Origin of the sequence: Dolichospermum sp. FACHB-1250 (genome assembly GCF_014696335.1) — a bacterium.
In the GTDB taxonomy this organism is placed as follows: domain Bacteria; phylum Cyanobacteriota; class Cyanobacteriia; order Cyanobacteriales; family Nostocaceae; genus Dolichospermum; species Dolichospermum planctonicum.
Genome location: NZ_JACJPZ010000012.1, coordinates 20,920 through 37,746, shown reverse-complemented (window position 1 = coordinate 37,746; position 16,827 = coordinate 20,920). Strand labels below are relative to the sequence as shown.

Sequence of the window (16,827 nt, the reverse complement as noted above, 5' to 3'; positions counted from 1 at the left end):
TTGTAGGTCGGGTTAAGCGACAGTGCAACCCGAGGCTCATGTTGGGTTTCATGCTTCAACCCAACCTACAAACTATGAAATCCCCAAAGCCTAATAAATCGGTTGTTTATTTTTTGATCAGAAATACTTATAATCTTGTGTAACGCTTATGGGTTATAGTCTAGAGAAGAGAAAAGAGTAACCAAAGTGGAATGGAGCGGATCCTTCCGTGGACACACACAACACCACAGTTCCACGAAACTACCTAAAACCTTAGTAGAAGGGAGGTGTCCCTGTGGTGCATCCTTATTAAAGGTGTAACTATCGTAACTGAGCCATTCATTATTTTTTCTCCAACCAACGCGATCACCTAGCTTCTTAAAAGTATCCCAGTCGGGTTCTCCACCTAACTTGCCTCCCAAGTCCAGCCAAATTTGCTTTTGTACAGAAAAACCAAATTTACCATTGCTATATTTTACCCATAATTGATCCATTTTTCGCAATTCCTGTCTGGGAAAATTTTTCACATCTTCAACTCTTAACCATCCTTGCTGTTCTCGTTTAGTTAACTTTTTCATCAACTTCCAAGTTTCTAAATCTGCATCTCGCCATTTTTTTGCTTTTAACAATGCTTCTAATTTTTGAAATATGATACTAATTAAATTCGGGAATTTTTCCGTCGGTATTCCCTGAACTCCATCTCTTGCTAACGCTGATTCACTTATGCCATATTCAGCTTTACCATAAATACCAATTACTTCCCCCTGGTCATTTAATATTGGTCCCCCACTCATCCCCGGTCTTGGACTCCCACTGAAAAATAAATCATATCCCAGATTTTCTCCCCTTCCCCTAGATGTGATTTGGGCTGTAATGAAGAAGTAATTTCGCTGTTGATTATTAGAACTAGAAGGAATAGGAAATCCAGAATTATATACCGTTGCACCTTCTTTAACTGTCCGATAATCACCAATTTTAGCAAAGGGATAATTTTTAGAACTGGTAAATCTAACTAAGGCTAAATCCAGTTTTCCCACAGTTTGAGCGCTTTCCATGGGGTATTTTTGCCCATCATGGGTGATAATTTCATAAATACCATATCCCGCTTTTTTAACCACATGATTGGCTGTCAGCACAGTGTAGGTATTACCATTTTTGGCAATAATTACTCCTGAACCCTTACCATCTAGTCCTCCAATCATGACGGTGATTGGTTTAGCAATATCATTAACCTCTACAGAGGTTAAAGCAGATACGGGTTGGTATTGTACTAAAGCTAGGGTTGTTGTCCCTAGAATTACTCCTAATCCCTGGGAAAATTTCATAGTTCTTTGTCTGTAATAATTGTTTTTTATAATACTATTATTTATAATACCCTTTCTTTCTACTTCACGCAAAGGCGCAAAGTTCTCAAGTTCATAAGTTCTAAAACCTTGTGCGGGCAAGATGCCCGCACCACAAGAGTTTTATTATTAATATCTGTACTTCATAATATCGGAAACTGCTGTAATTAGCGAGAAAGAGCTTCATTTAGCTAGGGTGTGTTAGCGACAGCGTAACGCACCATCATCAATGATTCTTATACATCTGAATATATCCAATAAGTTATTTAAATCATTTTTCAGCAAAAAAGCACAAGTACCCTATATTAGCCTATATTCTCAATAATCTTGAGAATTTTCTCAATAAGTTAACGCAAAAAGTTTATTTCAGAGCTTGCAATTCTCAACTATTTTTTGTAGAATTTTTTTAGATAAAATCTGCATGGGCTTTTTTTAAGAAAAAACATTAATTATCGTCAATGGGTTTTCAATAAATAACGACAATTTTTAACGCCAACCTACTTAATTTGTTAGTTGTTAATTAACGGTTTTAGAGACGTTCCCCAGAACGTCTCCAGATGATCACTAACGCACTCCGGCTTTCATTCCCGCACCGTTTTTTTGTGAGGAATCTTCTGGAAGTTCCACACCAAAAACCCGACAAAAGACCTTTTCTACCTTATAGCCAGTATCAATAGATTCCAAGGGGTCTTTCCGCAAACGGTGACGCAGACATAAAGTAATTACGCGACGAATATCGTCAACTGTAACTTCTGTTCGTCCTTCAAAAGCGGTCAAGGCTTTAGCAGCGCGGTTAGTGACAATATCACCCCGCAAACCATCCACATCTAATTCTGAACAAACTTCGGAAATTTTCACCCGAAAATCATAGTCTAAATTAACTTGTGGTAATAATTCCTGAGCATTGACAATTTGCTGTTGTAATGCTATTTGGGGAGTTTGGTGTTTTTCCAAATATACAGCAGGATTTTGGTCAAATTCCCCTCTTTCTTCCACAATTTGCACCCGTAAAGCTGGTTCTTTAACTGTGTGAATTTCTGCGTGCATTCCAAAACGGTCGAGTAATTGAGGACGCAGTTCCCCTTCTTCTGGGTTTCCTGAACCAACAAGCACAAACCGCGCGGGGTGACGAATAGAAATCCCTTCCCGTTCAACGGTATTCCAACCACTCGCTGCGGAATCAAGAAGAACGTCTACCAAGTGGTCATCTAACAAATTGACCTCATCAACGTACAAAATCCCTCGGTTGGCTTTAGCTAGTAGTCCTGGTTCAAAAGCTTTCACACCCTCAGATAAAGCCTTTTCAATGTCAATTGTGCCACAAACCCGGTCTTCTGTTGCGCCTAATGGTAAATCTACCATTTGCACCTTTTTATGAGCAATGGGAACTTCTAACCCTTGGGCTACTTGTTGACGCACTTCATCACTCATTAAGTCCGGGTCGTTGGGGTCGCTGTTGAAGGGGTCATTGGCAACAACAGGTATTTCCGGTAATAAGTCCGCCAATGCGCGGATAGTTGTAGATTTGCCGGTGCCGCGATCGCCCATAATCATTACACCACCAATTTTGGGGTCAATGACATTTAGTAGCAGCGCCAGTTTCATTTCTTCTTGACCAACGATGGCTGTAAATGGAAAGACCGCACGACGCGCACTCGCACTAGCTTGAGCAGTTGAAGTCACTAAATTACCTTATAATATTTTTGATGACAATTCCTTATTTTGACACATCTGGGGAGATGACGGGATGGGTATGACAGCAAATTTCCAATGGTAGATATTGTTCAAACCCTTAGGTTAACCCTTCTTCGTGGTTCATTCTTTCGCAACTCTTGGGTAAGTTATATGCTTTTTTAAAAGCCCGTGACGAGGATTGAACTCGTGACCTCACCCTTACCAAGGGTGTGCTCTACCACTGAGCCACACGGGCAAAACTGAAACAATTTGTAAATCAAGATTTATATTGCTGTGTATTTTATCATTACACAGCAATTATAATTCCTAACATCCGTAAGAGGTGGGCCGGGCTGGATTTGAACCAGCGTAGGCGTAAACCAACGGATTTACAGTCCGTCTCCATTAACCACTCGGACACCGACCCGTTTGTGTCCCACGCTCAACTATAATAGCAATAGTTTTTAAGTTTGGCAAGGGGTTAGAGAAAATATTTTTCATAAAGCCTAAATCCTTTACTCCAAGCCAGTTTTCCCAGTTGCTCACAAGTACAAGCGGGGTTAAACACCATTTTGACCTGAAACTTCAGCTGGAAGGGAAAAATTCTAAGCGATAGCGATATAATGCTACTGGTCGAGAACCTGCGGTAAAATAATCAGGATCTTGGGGGGAAAGGTAGACAGCGGTAACTTGGTCGGCTGTAATGGTTGGGGAAGAGGTGGAAAGTTTTTGGTAAGCGGTGGTTGATTCTACAGTATTCAAATAGGGACGAGAACCACCTTTAAATAATTGTTGAAAAACTTCGGAAGTGATGAATTGATGTTCTGATATTCTCTCTGTAGCGCGAGCAGTGACAATGGAAATTAATTGACGTTCACCCCGCAAAAATGTAATTTGACGATTAGGAGATTCAGGATCTACCTTGGATGATAATACAGTTTCATCTCCTAAATACGCTCTGGTTAAATTTAAACTATTAAATTCTCTATCAGCTACTAATATTGGTGTTTGATTTTGGAAATAAGCAAGAATTTTTAAACCTGAATTAGTTGGTTTAACTTTCACAAATCTGACTAAAAAACTAATTGGTTTATTTAATTGACTGCGATTATTTTCAAAGCCTGGTGTGACTATATTCGGTGCTAACGGTGCTGCTAAATCTACTAATGTACTTGTTACTTTCCACTTACCAGCTATCCAGTCAGGATACAATAAATCTCCCTCTGCTGGTTTGACTGATGTTAATTTTTCCCATTGGGGGAATTTGGCTAAATGTTCCGCTAATTCTCCCGCTTGTGCTTCGTTATTTCCTAAAAACAATAAAAGCATTAAGCAACAACTAACAATTATTTTTGTAAACATATTCAATAATTCAATAATTCAATATTAAACCTACTCCCCCACTTATCAAATAAGTCGGGGATCTGAAAGAAACGAAAAATTACAAAATTTCTACGGGTAAAGGTTGCCAAATTTCGCCATGTTTTGCTTTTAAAACTTGCCAAGCTTCTACTTGTCCTGGTTCGTATTCTCCGGGTTTACCCCATTGCAAAAATAGGCTTAATGCAGGTTCTGATTTTTCGTCTAAAAACCGAATTGCATAAGTTGTAAAATTCCCTCTTTTGGCTTCACCTGTTTCAAATTTCACTTGGGTGATTTTGTCCATGTTTAAATGAAATTCAAAGCCTTCGGTGTGCATATTTGCATATTTACCTTTTGGTAATTCTGCGTAAAATAGCTTTTCTATTTTTCCTCTTGCTTCTAAAACGGCGGCGCTACTGGTGACAATTAACCGCAAAGTTCCTAAGCTTTCACAAGCTTCTAAAAATTCTTTCAATGTTGTTGTCATATTTGTTAATTTTCTACTAGTGAGTGTTCAATTTCAGATTGATAACCAATAACTAATTTACTACGTTTCATATTTCTCATAAGCAGCAACAATGCGCTGTACTAAAGGATGACGCACTACATCTTTCTGAGAAAATTCACAAATAGCAATCCCTTCTACGTTTTTTAAAATTTGTAAAGCCACATCTAAGCCGGATTTTTGATATGCTGGTAAATCAGTTTGCGTAATATCACCTGTAATCACCATCCGGGAATTAAAACCTAAGCGCGTCAAGACCATTTTCATTTGCGCCGGTGTAGTGTTCTGGGCTTCATCAACAATTATAAAAGCATTATTTAAGGTTCTTCCCCGCATATAGGCCAGTGGTGCAACTTCGATGATTTCCCGCTCGATTAAATTGGGGACTTTTTCCGGGTCTATAAACTCATTAATGGCATCATAAAGGGGACGCAGATAGGGATTAACTTTTTGCTGTAAATCTCCCGGTAAAAAACCGAGTTTTTCCCCGGCTTCCACTGCGGGACGAGTTAAAATCAACCGTTCAAATTGATTACTAAGTAGTGCTTGAACTGCGACAACTACAGCCAGATAGGTTTTCCCTGTTCCCGCAGGACCAATACAAAAGGTTAAATCGCGTCTGCGAAGCGCGTCTATATATTGGCGTTGGTGAAAGGTTTTAGCGCGAATTTCTAACCCTCTGCGAGTTTTGGCTAGGATATCGCGCTGTAAGTCCTGTAATTGGTCTTCTGTATTGGTATCGAGGGCTTGACGGGCTGTGAGAATATCAGCACTAGAGATATTATTACCTTTACTCCATAAATTTTCTAGCGATCGCACCAATTTCTTTACTAATTCTACCTGTTTTGGTGTCCCTGAAATTAATAATTCTTGTCCCCGCAGAACTAAATTAGCTCCTGTTTGTTGAGATAAAAACTTGATATTAGCCTCACTATATCCTGCTAAAGCGATCGCACTGGACATATTAGGCAGTTGGATCAAATCATCTGCCATATTATTCTTGAATTGGGTGAAAAATGGTTTTTAACAAAATTAATATTTTCCTATTCCATGTAAATTTAAAATTGTCTAAGCAGGTAGACAAAATTAACCATATAAATGATTTACATTTCATGTAAGGGTAGCGACCCCGTGGCTACCTCAGCGGGGCAATTTAACTTTCCGTTAGTTAATATGTTTATGATTGGGAAATAGGCTGACAACACTTGTTAATTCTTGGCTGGTAAATCCGCAATAAACACGGAATTATTAGCCAAGATTTGACAATACTGTTGTCTCCCGTCTCCAACAATCTCAACTGACTACTTGACAAAGGCGGAAATTAACCAAATACTAAAAATTTCTCAAAAGCTTATTTAATCCGCTTTTTTTAATTTTTAATATTTAATTTTCATGCAGCTGATATTACCGCAAACGTGGTTTAACAACAGGTTTGGGAATATTACTCTCTCTTTCTTTCGACTTGGGTGGTAGTGTCCGCTCTTCCTGTTCTTCATCAAAAGACATACTTTCCCGACCTGGGGAAGCACCACCGTAGATATCCAGGTATACTGATTGACCAGCTAGTTCTGCTGCGGCGGCAATTACAGAGCGAATTGCCTGGATATTGCGTCCCCCTCTACCAAACACTTTTCCTTTATCTGTACTATCAAAAGCAATGCGTACCCAAGCCCGCTTCAGGGTTTGAGATATTTCACAATCAACCTTTAAAGATTCTGGAGATTCTAAAAACGGCTGCACAAGAAACTTTACCAGCCCAACATAATTGGGACTGGTTGCTAAGGATTTAATCTCAAAACTATGATGCGGCTGTTGCACTGACCTGTTCAAAAACGTTAGCTTTTACGAGAATACGACGGACTGTATCAGTAGGTTGAGCGCCTTGTTGTAGTCGCTGCACAATACCAGGAATGTCTAATTTTACTTCATCTGTTCGGGGATTATAGAATCCTAATTCTTCTAAGGGGCGACCGTCACGACGAGCCAGGCTGTTAATGGCAACAATTCGGTAACTTGCTTCTCGCTTTTTGCCAAATCTTTTTAAACGCAGTTTGATCATGTTGAGAACTGTTTCTCCTGTTCCTAGTTAGTGAGTTTGCAACTGATTGATGAGGAAGTGACTGGGTTATGACACCCGCGTTCACAATTTCCGACACTGAAACGCTAATTTTAGCACTTCCTGGCCGTGAATGGCTATTAGTTAGTTGTCAGTTGTCAGTTGTCGGTAAGAAAGATATTCTTTTAAGCCCCCTGCTCCCGTGGTTTCGGGATAAAACAGTTGTAGCACCTCAATCTTTACTCCATTATCTGCACTAATTCATTATAAACGATTTTGATAAATTCTAGGTCTTGAGCTAGACTAGGTGCTTATTTCCGCACAGACCAAGAGCGAACTTGACCTAAAGTTACAGGAATGCGATCGCTCACCTCAATGGTAAATAGATAGACTTTTTTAGCTCTGCGGCCATTTTCCGGGTCAAAAAACTTTAATTTCACATCCCAACAATCACTATTAATCCGACAGAAAGGACTTTTTTCCACTTCAATACTATCAAGCTGCATCCCTGTAGAAATAGCTTGAGAAAAACTAGAAGCCGCTTGAAAAGCATTAGTTACAGAAAAATTCAGCGCTCGATCTTTAGCAAATTGTCCTAAATTTCGCAAATCATAGTATACTCGATTTAAGAAACTACTCAAAGCCTTTCTCATGGCCATTTCTTGGGCTGGTGGTGTAGCTTCCGTAATTACAGTTTGCATTGACATATCTACTAAACTATTGACTTTCCAGCCATACATTCCCCTAGTATTAGTTAGAGTAATTACAGGCACAACTTGACCAGAAAATAATTCCACAGTTCTATCTGTTAATCTTGCAGGAATACTTACCCGTTCCACAAAATCATCACTATCTTCTGGTTGAATTTGTCCCTCTAACATAGCAATTAGAGTTTCATAGATATCTGCGGCAAAACCACTTACAGGTTCTAAAGCATAAATAGGAGTCAGTTCTTGGTTAAGAGTCCAAATTAAAGGTTTAGCTTCCGTAGGATTTGCTGACAAGTAATCAACCATTTGCCGGCTATCATAGGGATTAGCAGGGATAATTGCCCCGTCCATATTCACTGCACCAGGAAGAATAGAGGGAATACACCAACATTCCCCTTTATCATTACCACCTGGGGCAACAATTAACATATTGTTATCTTGGCATTGTTTCACAGCACGGGCAAATAAATCAGGTGCTACTCCGGTTTGGGTAGGGTGACAAGCAGCGATATGGATAATATTCGCTCCCCATTGCCAAGCGGTATTAATAGCGTGGGTAAGGTTGATAGGGGAAATAAAATCATCATTAGCGAAGGAAATAGGAATATTTAATGCTGTACATAAAGGGGCAATACCAGGGGCGGGTGTGCCATGTTGCCCTAAAATTGTGCTAGAAATGTGAGTAGCATGACTGGATAATTCAATGCGTTGTCTAATAGCTGGAGGGAAAGGTGCAAAAAATGCCTCCCGTTCTTTTTTTGCCTCTTCTTTATCGTGGTCGGGGTCGTCTTTTTTGTCTTTTTGTTGTTTGTTAAAATCTAAATATAAATTGAGATAATAATAGTATTCAACGTTTAAGTTCAATATCTTCTGCCCAGTAGGGTTTAAATTGACTAAATTTTGCCCCTTGAAAACAACTGCGTTCTAAATCAGCAGCACCATCAAGGATAGCAATTTTAATGCGAGGGTCGCCTTTTGTGCGTGTCCAAATTTGGGAGATTCCGGGAATGTCGGTAAGGTTAGGCATGATTTTGATTGTGTTGTTGTAATTGATGTTATAATTATGGGTGAAAAGTCTAATTTTTTATAAAGTTAATGCCAGCTAAAGATATTTTTCATGATGCTGTTAGGATCGGGTTAGAAAAAGACGGTTGGGTGATTACAGATGATCCTTTAAGGATAGAAGTCGGTGATGTGGAAATGTATATTGATCTCGGTGCAGAGCAAGTTTTAGCTGCTGAAAGAGAAGGAGAAAAAATAGCTGTAGAAATTAAGAGTTTTATTGGTACATCTAATATTTCTCAATATCATGATTTATGATCCAGTTCAGGAGGTAATTGTAGCATGGAAAAACTAGAACAATATCGCAATTATGTCAAACAAGTGATCACAGAATATGCTCAATTAGGTTCAGCTAAAGATGAAATTGAACAACAATTGATTTTTGATAGTTTTGGTGATCATTATCAATTGATGTATGTGGGTTGGAAAAACAGAAGACGGCAGCATGGTTGTGTTTTGCATTTGGATATTAAAGATCAGAAAATTTGGATACAACATGATGGAACTGAAATTGGTATAGCAGATGAGTTAGTTAAATTAGGAGTGCCAAAATCAGATATTGTTTTAGCATTTCATGAACCTTTAGTGAGACAATATACGGGTTTTGCTGTTGGTTGATTCTCACATACATTTTACATGAATTGTACATCATTTTTGAAAATATTTACATTATGTCACATTATGTCATACAGTGATTTTACCCTCAGAAAAGTCAAGCAAACCTTTGGCATAAATACCATTGAAAATCAAAAGTTTCTGCCAGAAATCCAACCAATAGCTGCTAGTGCAACCCTGACTGATTTTTTAGCAGAAAGTTTACCATTAGCTATAGCGACAGGAAGTGAAAAAGCACGTTCTGAGTTAATCATTAGTCCGGTTTTACTAGAGGTTCGTAAGATTTTACAAAGAAAAATTAGTTTATTTTCTGGTACAGATTTTACTGTAGATTCGGCTTTAGGATTGAATGGAGTCTGTGATTTTGTTCTGAGTCGTTCAACGGAACAGTTAGAAGTGGAAGCACCAGCAGTTATGATTGTGGAAGCTAAAAAATCAGACTTAAATCCGGGTATTGGCCAGTGTATTGCGGAAATGATTGCTGCTCAAAAATTCAATGAAATTAATAATCAACCCATTCCTACAATTTATGGTAGCGTCACTAATGGTACTGTTTGGCGATTTCTACAATTAACGGAACAAACTGTAACAATTGATTTTACAGATTATCCCCTTCCTCCTGTTGATGTCATTTTAGGAATTTTAGTTTGGATGGTAACTGCTGCTAACTAGATAATCTACTAATAAAATTCTCATGTTCTGGACTTGCTAAACCCTGCTGCAAAACAGCTAATACTGTACCTAAATCTCCTCCTAATAATGCTGTTTTATCTAACCATAAACCGGGGAATACTTGGGAACAAATTATATTATCTGCATTGGTTTGAAGTTGAATATACTCCCCTTGTTGTAATCTAAACCAATCAAATTGATAGTCATAAACTCGCCAGATTAAATATTCTTGGACTTGATTACGACGATAAACTTTGAGTTTTTCATGCACATCATAGGAAGCACTAGAAGCAGCAATTTCCACAATTAATTCTGGCGCACCTTCTACATAATCATCTTTATTTATTCTTGATTGTCCTCCTGTTTCAATTCTTAATAAAGCATCCGGTTGTGGTTCGTTATCTGTATCTATTAGCACTGTGGCATTATCGGCGAAACCTATGCCCGGTGTAGCTGCTTTATAAACTCCCAGCCAAGTCATAATATAAGCATGGGGTTCTCCATGACTTTTGATTCTTAATGGTGATGCCACGTAAACTACTCCTTCAATTAATTCGGCTTTTTTGAGATTCGGCATGGCATGATAACGCCGTTCAAATTCATGACGGGTTAATTTGTCGCCGTTTTCTAGGGGAGGAATAGTTAAGATGGGAGAAATTGCAGTAGTAGATATCATAAAATTTGCTCAAATTTTGCAGAAAATGAAATTGTCACCAATCACGATTTACGGTTACTGAGCGGAGTCGAAGTACAGGATTTCAGGATTTACAGGATGTTACCCAACATTTCGGTGATTTTGTGATTTAATGTTGTTGGGTTGCGCTGTCGCTTAACCCAACCTACATCTAACTTATAGATATCATTATTGTCAGATTATGTCTTTTTTAAGCTATATTTTGTAATATTTGGGGTTGGGGTATAGGCTTACCGATTTGATTATAGCCATACAGCAAATCTTCTAACACTTCCTTAGCATTTTCTAGAGCTTCTTCATAGCTTTCTCCGTGGGTTTTAGCATATTTTCCCCACTCAGGTAAAAAAGCAATATACGCTTGATCTTCTTGGGACTATTGAATTAGAATACTATATTTCATAGTTCATCTCCTTTTTCTAGTTGTTCAAGTTATTTGATACTTTCTATTATATCTTTCTCTTGATAGGGTTTTGCATCTTTGCTGTCTTTGCCAGGTAGAATTACAGGTTATTGTTAGTTTCTGTTGGTGGTTGTAGAAGAACTCATTTGATAATAAAGATTCAAATTTTCTATTCTTCCAGCTATTATTTCCTTGTTAGCATTCGTATGGACTTATTACATGGTGCTAATTATAATGACCCCGCCGCATTTCAAAATCGTAGCTATCAGCAAATTAAATCTTCTTGCAGTTGTGCAATTTAGGAGTTATCAAAGTTATGAGTAAACAAAAGAAAACCCCCGCAAATTCGAGTCAACCAGAACCTCAACAGTCACAAGAAATTGAACGCAAATTGTTATCTACTGGTTTGGAAGATTATGGTTTTTGGTCACAGGAAATGGCTAGACAAAAAGCCCAACAAACTGAACCTGATAAACCTTTCCGTCGTGGTCGCATTTGGTGTTAGTTGGTGGTGTTAGTTGGTGCGGTTTTCATATCTCCGACTTCTTTGAGAAGTTGGGGATATTCATTAATACACAGGAAACACTTTACTTAAATCAAGCTGTAAATCAGTAAACCAAGGTAAAGATATCACCTGAGTAGGTAAAACAATTCGCTTATTTGTATACCCAAATATCCCCTGTTTATTTTGATATGGTTCACTGTAACATTCCAAGCAATTATCTAATAAATTAAATATCCAATAATCAGGTATTCCCGCTTTTGCATAAAGAGGTATTTTCACTTTTTGGTCATAGTCTATGGAAGAATCTGCAACTTCTATGACTAACAATATATCTGTCCCTTGTGGGTGAGATGAAAAATAATCATCATCACGGTTTTTGACAATGGCAAAATCTGGTTCTGGTTCGCTTTTGGGTGGTATACTGATAGGGGCTTGAGATTGCAGAATTGCTCTATCTTCTATAAGTTTTGGAAGTTCCTTTAATAGCTTTCTTAAACAAGTTTCATGTGCCGTACCTTTTGATACCATTTCTACCAATTCTCCGTTAATTAATTGAATGTGATCATCTTCTTTTAAAAAGCCAATTTCGATGAGTTCGTGATATTCTTCTAGGGTGAAGCTTTTAACCTGAATTGTAGTCATATATCTTGCTCCTTGAGGATTTGCTATTATATATTCTAAAAATCCCAACACACTGAACCTGATAAACCTTTCCGTGGTGGTCGCATTTGGTGTTAGTTGGTGGTGTTAGTTGGTGCAGTTTTCATATCCCCGACTTCTTTGAGAAGTTGGGGATATAATTCTAATTTTTAGAGATTATTGAGATCAATACCTTTAGCTGCTAATTTTGCTAATAGGTCTTGATAATTTTTGTGTTCTTGGTCGGCACGTTGTTTTTCTTGTTCAGCACGTTCTTTTTCTTGTTCAGCACGTTGTTGTTCTTGTTCAGCACGTTGTTTTTCCTGTTCAGCACGTTGCTGTTCCTGCTCGGCGCGTTGATATTCCTTCTCTGCACGTTGATTTAATTCCACAGATGTGAGAAACTTACCGCCATGAGGATAATAAATTTCTAAGTTATCTGCTGTGAGTTTAAAACGTATGTCTAAACGCGGGCTGACCCAATTATTAATATCCTCAATTGCCTCTAAACATTCTTGTTCAAGAATAAATCCTGTTAATTCAATTGTATCTGGATTATATATATAATACTCTTCTACTCCATAACGTTGATAAAAGAGGATTTTTTTGGCCATTTCTTTGGTAGTATTTCCTGGAGAAAGGATTTCAAATACCACTTGGGGAGGAATATTATTTTCTTGCCATTGTTTATAAGAACCTCTATCACCTTTGGGTCTTCCAAACACCACCATAACATCAGGTGCTTGTCGGGTTTTTACACTTCCTTCTACAGGATACCAAAGTAAATCACCAGCTATAAATACATCATCGTTTGGGGCGAATAGTATTTCTAAATTTTCCTTTATTTTAACAATCCATTCATATTGTTTAGTATTATCGGACATAGGGTTGCCATCACTATCAGGGTAGATGATTTCTGGTTTGATTTCTGGTGGTATAAGTTGCTGTACCATATCTAAATCTCCATTTTACCAAAGGTAAATAAAGTTTTGAACACAAGCAGTGGCACTGATGAATATATTAACAATTATAGTGATTTGCGATCGCTTTGCGTTTTTTTGAACCCCTAAACAAACTCCGTAGTTATTGCACTTGGCAAGTCCCGAATTTATGGAAGAAATCCGGGATTTTGTGCTTAAATTTTAAAGAGTGCCAAAACCTTTTTTCTTTTTCTCTTTCTTTTTCTTCGCTGGTGCTGCGCCCCCAGGATAACCGCGCCAGCCGGGTGAAGGACGATTTCCTGCGGCTAAAGGATTTCCACCCCCAAACATTCCTGGCATACCGGGGATGCCACCCTGTCCCATTTGCTGCATGAGCGATCGCATTTTTTGAAAGTCCGCCACTAGTTTGCTTACATCCGCTTCTCTGTATCCAGAACCAGCCGCTATTCTCTTTCTCCGACTGGGAGAACTAGATAATAAATCTGGATCACGTCTCTCTTTTCCAGTCATGGAATTGATCATCGCTTCACAGCGTTTTAACTGGGTTTCTCCCTGCTTTAACTGGTCATCGGAAAGCTTGTTCATACCCGGAATCATCTTCATGATTCCACCTAATGACCCCATGTTTTTCAACAACCGCATTTGCTTGAGAAAGTCAGTAAAATCAAATTTCGCTGACAGGATTTTCTCCTGCATTTTCTCCGCGTCTGCCAAATCTATCTCTTCTTGGGCTTTTTCTACTAGGGTGAGAACATCCCCCATGCCCAAAATCCGCGAAGCCATGCGTTCCGGGTAAAATGGCTGCAAGGCCTCGACTTTTTCCCCCACACCCACAAATTTAATCGGCGCGCCGGAAATTTGCCGCACAGATAACGCTGCACCACCTCGGCTATCCCCGTCCATTTTTGTCAGGATTGCCCCTGTAATACCAATTTTATCATGGAAGCTGCGCGTTAGATTTGCCGCTTCTTGCCCGGTCATTGCGTCCACAACCAGCAAGGTTTCGTCGGGTTCAACTACCTGTTTAATACGGGCTAATTCCGCCATCATCCCTTCGTCTATTTGCAACCGTCCGGCAGTATCAATAATTACTGTATTTATGCCTTCTGCTCTGGCGCGTTCCACACCCTGACGGGCAATTTCTACGGGGTCTGCCTCAATTCCCAGTTCAAAAACTGGTACGTCAATTTGCTTACCCAGAGTGATTAATTGATCAATTGCTGCGGGACGATAAATATCCGTAGCCACTAATAAGCAACTACGCTCTTGTTTGCGTAAATGTAAGGCTAATTTGGCTGTGGCTGTGGTTTTCCCGGTCCCTTGTAAACCAGCCATTAACACAACGGTGGTTTTCCCTGTAACTTCTGCTAAGGGAACATTTTCCTCTCCCATGACCCGCACCAGTTCATCATAAACAATTTTGATGAATTGTTGGTCAGGACGCACACCGCTGATAACTTCAGCCCCTTGTGCTTTGGTTTCAACTTCGCTAATAAAATCTTTAACGACTTGAAGATTAACATCTGCTTCCAACAAAGCCCGACGCACTTCCCGTAAAGCGTCTTGAATGTTAGATTTTGATATTTTATCCTGTCCTCGCAGTTTTTTCCAGGCGGATTCTAAACGGTCAGATAGTGCATCAAACATAGTTCAGTTACAATGTAGTTAGTCTGTTGAGAATATTTGGTAAGTTTTTCAGGATCTTCAATACCCAGCTTATCCGACTCTAGCAGTCCATTGATCTGGTAAACTGTAACTTTCAAAGTGTTTTATTTAGTAATAAGTATCCTCAGCTATAGAAAAAAGAACCACTTTAGACAGAGAGGATACGGAGAAGTCAGGAAAACTGCTGTATTTTACAAAGGAATCTATATGACAAAAACATGAGCGAAAAAATAGACCATGACCGTTTATTTAAAGAACTGATATCCACATTTTTCATAGAATTTATAGAACTATTCTTTCCCCAAGTTCTTAAATATCTAGATACCAACTCAGTGTCATTATTAGACAAAGAATTATTTACAGATGTTACCGCAGGAGACAAATATGAAACCGACTTAATAGCCAAAGTCCAATTTTTAGGTAAACCTTCTTACTTTCTCATTCATATTGAGGCCGAATCAGGAGCAAAACCGAAATTTAATCAAAGAATGTTCCGTTATTTTTCCAGATTACATGAAAAATTTGACTTACCAATTTTATCCGATAGTCATTTTTTCATATTCTTCTCCCAAAACCTTAGCCATAAATAACTATCAAATCAGCTTTCCTGATTTAGAAGTGCTAAAATTTAATTATCAAGTCATACAACTAAATCAGCTAAATTGGAGAGACTTTTTAAATCGTCAAAATCCAGTTGCATCTGCTTTAATGTCAAAAATGAATATAGCACCAGCAGATAGAGCAAAGGTAAAAGCAGAGTGTTTAAGGTTGTTAGTAACCCTAAAATTAAATCCGGCAAAAATGCAATTGATATCAGGATTTATTGACACATATTTGCGACTGAATAAAATAGAAGAACAGACATTTAAAGCAGAAATAGGTTCATTAATACCAGCGGAAAAGGAGGAAGTTATGCAGATAGTTACTAGTTGGATGGAACAAGGTATTGAACAAGGTATTGAACAAGGTCGTCAAGAAGCAATTGTCAAGGAAAAAGATTTAATTGTCCGTCAAATCAAGAGAAAAGTAGGAAATATTGATATGGAATTAGAAAACCGCGTGAAAAGTTTAAATATCGAGGTAATTGAAGTGTTAGCAGAAGCAATATTTGATTTAGATACTGTGGAAGATCTACAAAATTGGTTAGATAAGCATGATTAAGTTAAAATTTATAAAACTGTACTTGACTTATTACAGCAGTTGCCCATATTCTGAGGTACAGATATTAATGATAAAAACATTGTGGTGCGGGCATACAACGGACAAACTCAGTACAAGTCTTGCCTGTTAAAATTGTACCTCAACCTTATGGTAATCTGCTGTAATTTATTGACAATCTCAAAAAAGAATTAGATAGTCTAGTCTAATCACTTGTGGAAATTGCCAAGCGAATCTGGTTAAGTTGAGGAGTGAGATTTTCTAATAAAAGCGTTGCTGTTTCAATAGATTTTACCATATCTTTTACAGCAATTAAGTCTTCTTCAGAGGAAACTTGTTTAGAAATATTTTTCATATCCTCTCCTACAATATATGTAGATTTTCTTAAATTATTAACCGCCTTCGTCAGATTATTAATCTCAGTTATAGTTACCTCTTTATTGGGTGATATCAAAATAGACAAAACATCTGCCACCTGTTCAAAATCTTTAGTAAAAGTATCAAGTGGAATCATATTATTCTCTATCCTCTTAACTGCTTTACCTCTTTGTAATGCCATAATTGATTGTCCTTTCAGCAATTGAACAGCAGCTTCCCTAAAACCAAATTTAGATTTAGCACTTTCCGGTTTCAGGGTTTTTGGTTGCCCGGTATTGTAATTGGCATTGAAATTTGTGTTGCTAACCAAAATATTAACAGTTTTAAATATATTCTCCAATATAGGACCGATGATAGGAATAGGAATAGGAATAGGTTTAACATCAACAATTTTATCCGATTGAGATGTTTTCCCTGCTAGTACAGGCTTACCCAAAAGAGTAGTAGCAAATAATGGACTTAGAAATAA

General features: G+C 38.2%; 19 protein-coding genes, 2 tRNA genes and 2 pseudogenes. 7 read left to right on the top strand and 16 right to left on the bottom strand.

Translation table 11 applies throughout. The features are described from left to right. Window positions 1-146 precede the first annotated feature (146 nt). From H6F39_RS20200 to rpsP, 9 genes are all read right to left on the bottom strand, one after another. On the bottom strand, window positions 147-1,304 hold the full coding sequence (locus H6F39_RS20200) for a GUN4 domain-containing protein (RefSeq protein WP_199290873.1): 1,158 nt from the start codon (window positions 1,302-1,304) through the stop codon (window positions 147-149). A gap of 582 nt (window positions 1,305-1,886) precedes the next feature. Continuing rightward, the gene (gene bchI / locus H6F39_RS06145; RefSeq protein WP_028083523.1) at window positions 1,887-3,005 is read right to left on the bottom strand and encodes a magnesium chelatase ATPase subunit I; all 1,119 of its coding nucleotides are present in this window, start codon (window positions 3,003-3,005) and stop codon (window positions 1,887-1,889) included. Between the two features lie 175 nt (window positions 3,006-3,180). Beyond that, window positions 3,181-3,252: transfer RNA gene (locus H6F39_RS06140), tRNA-Thr, on the bottom strand. A gap of 88 nt (window positions 3,253-3,340) precedes the next feature. Beyond that, a tRNA-Tyr gene (locus tag H6F39_RS06135) sits at window positions 3,341-3,423 on the bottom strand. Between the two features lie 158 nt (window positions 3,424-3,581). Further along, window positions 3,582-4,358: a DUF6816 family protein gene (locus H6F39_RS06130; protein ID WP_137907632.1), complete on the bottom strand. Its 777-nt coding sequence runs from the start codon at window positions 4,356-4,358 to the stop codon at window positions 3,582-3,584. 79 nt (window positions 4,359-4,437) lie between these two features. After that, window positions 4,438-4,845: a ChuX/HutX family heme-like substrate-binding protein gene (locus H6F39_RS06125; RefSeq protein ID WP_137907633.1), complete on the bottom strand. Its 408-nt coding sequence runs from the start codon at window positions 4,843-4,845 to the stop codon at window positions 4,438-4,440. Window positions 4,846-4,905: 60 nt separating this feature from the next. Next, window positions 4,906-5,856, bottom strand: a complete 951-nt coding sequence (locus H6F39_RS06120; protein WP_190371932.1) for a PhoH family protein — start codon at window positions 5,854-5,856, stop codon at window positions 4,906-4,908. Between the two features lie 411 nt (window positions 5,857-6,267). Continuing rightward, window positions 6,268-6,654 carry a KH domain-containing protein gene (locus tag H6F39_RS06115; RefSeq protein ID WP_137907663.1) on the bottom strand — a complete coding sequence of 129 codons (387 nt, stop codon included), beginning with the start codon at window positions 6,652-6,654 and terminating at the stop codon, window positions 6,268-6,270. 7 nt (window positions 6,655-6,661) lie between these two features. Further along, window positions 6,662-6,922 (bottom strand): 30S ribosomal protein S16, encoded by a 261-nt coding sequence (gene rpsP, locus H6F39_RS06110; protein ID WP_137907635.1) that lies wholly within the window; start codon window positions 6,920-6,922, stop codon window positions 6,662-6,664. Window positions 6,923-6,990: 68 nt separating this feature from the next. On the opposite strand from rpsP, the gene H6F39_RS06105 reads away from it, so the two are divergent. Further along, window positions 6,991-7,179 carry a hypothetical protein gene (locus H6F39_RS06105; protein WP_137907636.1) on the top strand — a complete coding sequence of 63 codons (189 nt, stop codon included), beginning with the start codon at window positions 6,991-6,993 and terminating at the stop codon, window positions 7,177-7,179. A gap of 51 nt (window positions 7,180-7,230) precedes the next feature. On the opposite strand, the gene H6F39_RS06100 is transcribed toward H6F39_RS06105, so the two are convergent. Continuing rightward, complete coding sequence (locus H6F39_RS06100) at window positions 7,231-8,493, bottom strand: PatA/PatG family cyanobactin maturation protease (protein WP_242028613.1); 1,263 nt, start codon at window positions 8,491-8,493, stop codon at window positions 7,231-7,233. Beyond that, window positions 8,477-8,656 carry a hypothetical protein gene (locus tag H6F39_RS20585; RefSeq protein WP_228036437.1) on the bottom strand — a complete coding sequence of 60 codons (180 nt, stop codon included), beginning with the start codon at window positions 8,654-8,656 and terminating at the stop codon, window positions 8,477-8,479. Before H6F39_RS20585 ends, H6F39_RS06100 begins: the two co-directional genes overlap by 17 nt. 68 nt (window positions 8,657-8,724) lie before the next feature. Between H6F39_RS20585 and H6F39_RS06095 the strand changes: the two are divergent. The 3 genes and pseudogenes from H6F39_RS06095 to H6F39_RS06085 form a co-directional block, all read left to right on the top strand. Beyond that, window positions 8,725-8,940 (top strand): annotated as a pseudogene (locus H6F39_RS06095) (element excision factor XisH family protein); the annotation flags it as partial. 33 nt (window positions 8,941-8,973) lie between these two features. Further along, a complete protein-coding gene (locus tag H6F39_RS06090) occupies window positions 8,974-9,309 on the top strand; it encodes a XisI protein (protein ID WP_168359007.1) in 336 nt (111 codons plus the stop codon). A 63-nt stretch (window positions 9,310-9,372) separates the two neighbouring features. Further along, window positions 9,373-9,978 carry a hypothetical protein gene (locus H6F39_RS06085; protein ID WP_028090379.1) on the top strand — a complete coding sequence of 202 codons (606 nt, stop codon included), beginning with the start codon at window positions 9,373-9,375 and terminating at the stop codon, window positions 9,976-9,978. On the opposite strand, the gene H6F39_RS06080 is transcribed toward H6F39_RS06085, so the two are convergent. Beyond that, window positions 9,971-10,654: a Uma2 family endonuclease gene (locus tag H6F39_RS06080; protein WP_190396396.1), complete on the bottom strand. Its 684-nt coding sequence runs from the start codon at window positions 10,652-10,654 to the stop codon at window positions 9,971-9,973. The genes H6F39_RS06085 and H6F39_RS06080 overlap by 8 nt on opposite strands. A gap of 528 nt (window positions 10,655-11,182) precedes the next feature. On the opposite strand from H6F39_RS06080, the gene H6F39_RS20950 reads away from it, so the two are divergent. After that, a complete protein-coding gene (locus H6F39_RS20950; protein ID WP_347238704.1) occupies window positions 11,183-11,374 on the top strand; it encodes a cyanobactin biosynthesis system PatB/AcyB/McaB family protein in 192 nt (63 codons plus the stop codon). 14 nt (window positions 11,375-11,388) lie between these two features. Then, window positions 11,389-11,577, top strand: coding sequence for a cyanobactin biosynthesis PatC/TenC/TruC family protein (locus H6F39_RS06070; protein WP_236097104.1), 189 nt, complete (start codon window positions 11,389-11,391; stop codon window positions 11,575-11,577). Between the two features lie 63 nt (window positions 11,578-11,640). On the opposite strand, the gene H6F39_RS06065 is transcribed toward H6F39_RS06070, so the two are convergent. From H6F39_RS06065 to ffh, 3 genes are all read right to left on the bottom strand, one after another. After that, window positions 11,641-12,219: a Uma2 family endonuclease gene (locus H6F39_RS06065; protein WP_137907639.1), complete on the bottom strand. Its 579-nt coding sequence runs from the start codon at window positions 12,217-12,219 to the stop codon at window positions 11,641-11,643. A 167-nt stretch (window positions 12,220-12,386) separates the two neighbouring features. Beyond that, entirely contained in the window at window positions 12,387-13,169 is a 783-nt protein-coding gene (locus H6F39_RS06060; protein ID WP_190396395.1) for a Uma2 family endonuclease, read from the bottom strand. 189 nt (window positions 13,170-13,358) lie between these two features. Then, the gene (gene ffh / locus H6F39_RS06055) at window positions 13,359-14,804 is read right to left on the bottom strand and encodes a signal recognition particle protein (RefSeq protein WP_190396394.1); all 1,446 of its coding nucleotides are present in this window, start codon (window positions 14,802-14,804) and stop codon (window positions 13,359-13,361) included. A gap of 236 nt (window positions 14,805-15,040) precedes the next feature. On the opposite strand from ffh, the pseudogene H6F39_RS06050 reads away from it, so the two are divergent. Beyond that, window positions 15,041-15,983 (top strand): annotated as a pseudogene (locus H6F39_RS06050) (Rpn family recombination-promoting nuclease/putative transposase). A gap of 202 nt (window positions 15,984-16,185) precedes the next feature. Here H6F39_RS06050 and H6F39_RS06045 read toward each other — a convergent pair. Continuing rightward, window positions 16,186-16,794, bottom strand: a complete 609-nt coding sequence (locus H6F39_RS06045; RefSeq protein WP_206753550.1) for a hypothetical protein — start codon at window positions 16,792-16,794, stop codon at window positions 16,186-16,188. Window positions 16,795-16,827: the final 33 nt, after the last annotated feature.

Excerpts from the sequence above, each read along its gene's own strand:
- H6F39_RS20200 (WP_199290873.1), bottom strand. The coding sequence starts at position 1,304 with ATGAAATTTTCCCAGGGATTAGGAGTAATTCTAGGGACAACAACCCTA.
- H6F39_RS06130 (WP_137907632.1), bottom strand. The coding sequence starts at position 4,358 with ATGTTTACAAAAATAATTGTTAGTTGTTGCTTAATGCTTTTATTGTTT.
- H6F39_RS06125 (WP_137907633.1), bottom strand. The coding sequence starts at position 4,845 with ATGACAACAACATTGAAAGAATTTTTAGAAGCTTGTGAAAGCTTAGGA.
- H6F39_RS06120 (WP_190371932.1), bottom strand. The coding sequence starts at position 5,856 with ATGGCAGATGATTTGATCCAACTGCCTAATATGTCCAGTGCGATCGCT.
- rpsP (WP_137907635.1), bottom strand. The coding sequence starts at position 6,922 with ATGATCAAACTGCGTTTAAAAAGATTTGGCAAAAAGCGAGAAGCAAGT.
- H6F39_RS06105 (WP_137907636.1), top strand. The coding sequence starts at position 6,991 with ATGACACCCGCGTTCACAATTTCCGACACTGAAACGCTAATTTTAGCA.
- H6F39_RS20585 (WP_228036437.1), bottom strand. The coding sequence starts at position 8,656 with ATGCCTAACCTTACCGACATTCCCGGAATCTCCCAAATTTGGACACGC.
- H6F39_RS06090 (WP_168359007.1), top strand. The coding sequence starts at position 8,974 with ATGGAAAAACTAGAACAATATCGCAATTATGTCAAACAAGTGATCACA.
- H6F39_RS06085 (WP_028090379.1), top strand. The coding sequence starts at position 9,373 with ATGTCATACAGTGATTTTACCCTCAGAAAAGTCAAGCAAACCTTTGGC.
- H6F39_RS06080 (WP_190396396.1), bottom strand. The coding sequence starts at position 10,654 with ATGATATCTACTACTGCAATTTCTCCCATCTTAACTATTCCTCCCCTA.
- H6F39_RS06070 (WP_236097104.1), top strand. The coding sequence starts at position 11,389 with ATGAGTAAACAAAAGAAAACCCCCGCAAATTCGAGTCAACCAGAACCT.
- H6F39_RS06065 (WP_137907639.1), bottom strand. The coding sequence starts at position 12,219 with ATGACTACAATTCAGGTTAAAAGCTTCACCCTAGAAGAATATCACGAA.
- H6F39_RS06060 (WP_190396395.1), bottom strand. The coding sequence starts at position 13,169 with ATGGTACAGCAACTTATACCACCAGAAATCAAACCAGAAATCATCTAC.
- ffh (WP_190396394.1), bottom strand. The coding sequence starts at position 14,804 with ATGTTTGATGCACTATCTGACCGTTTAGAATCCGCCTGGAAAAAACTG.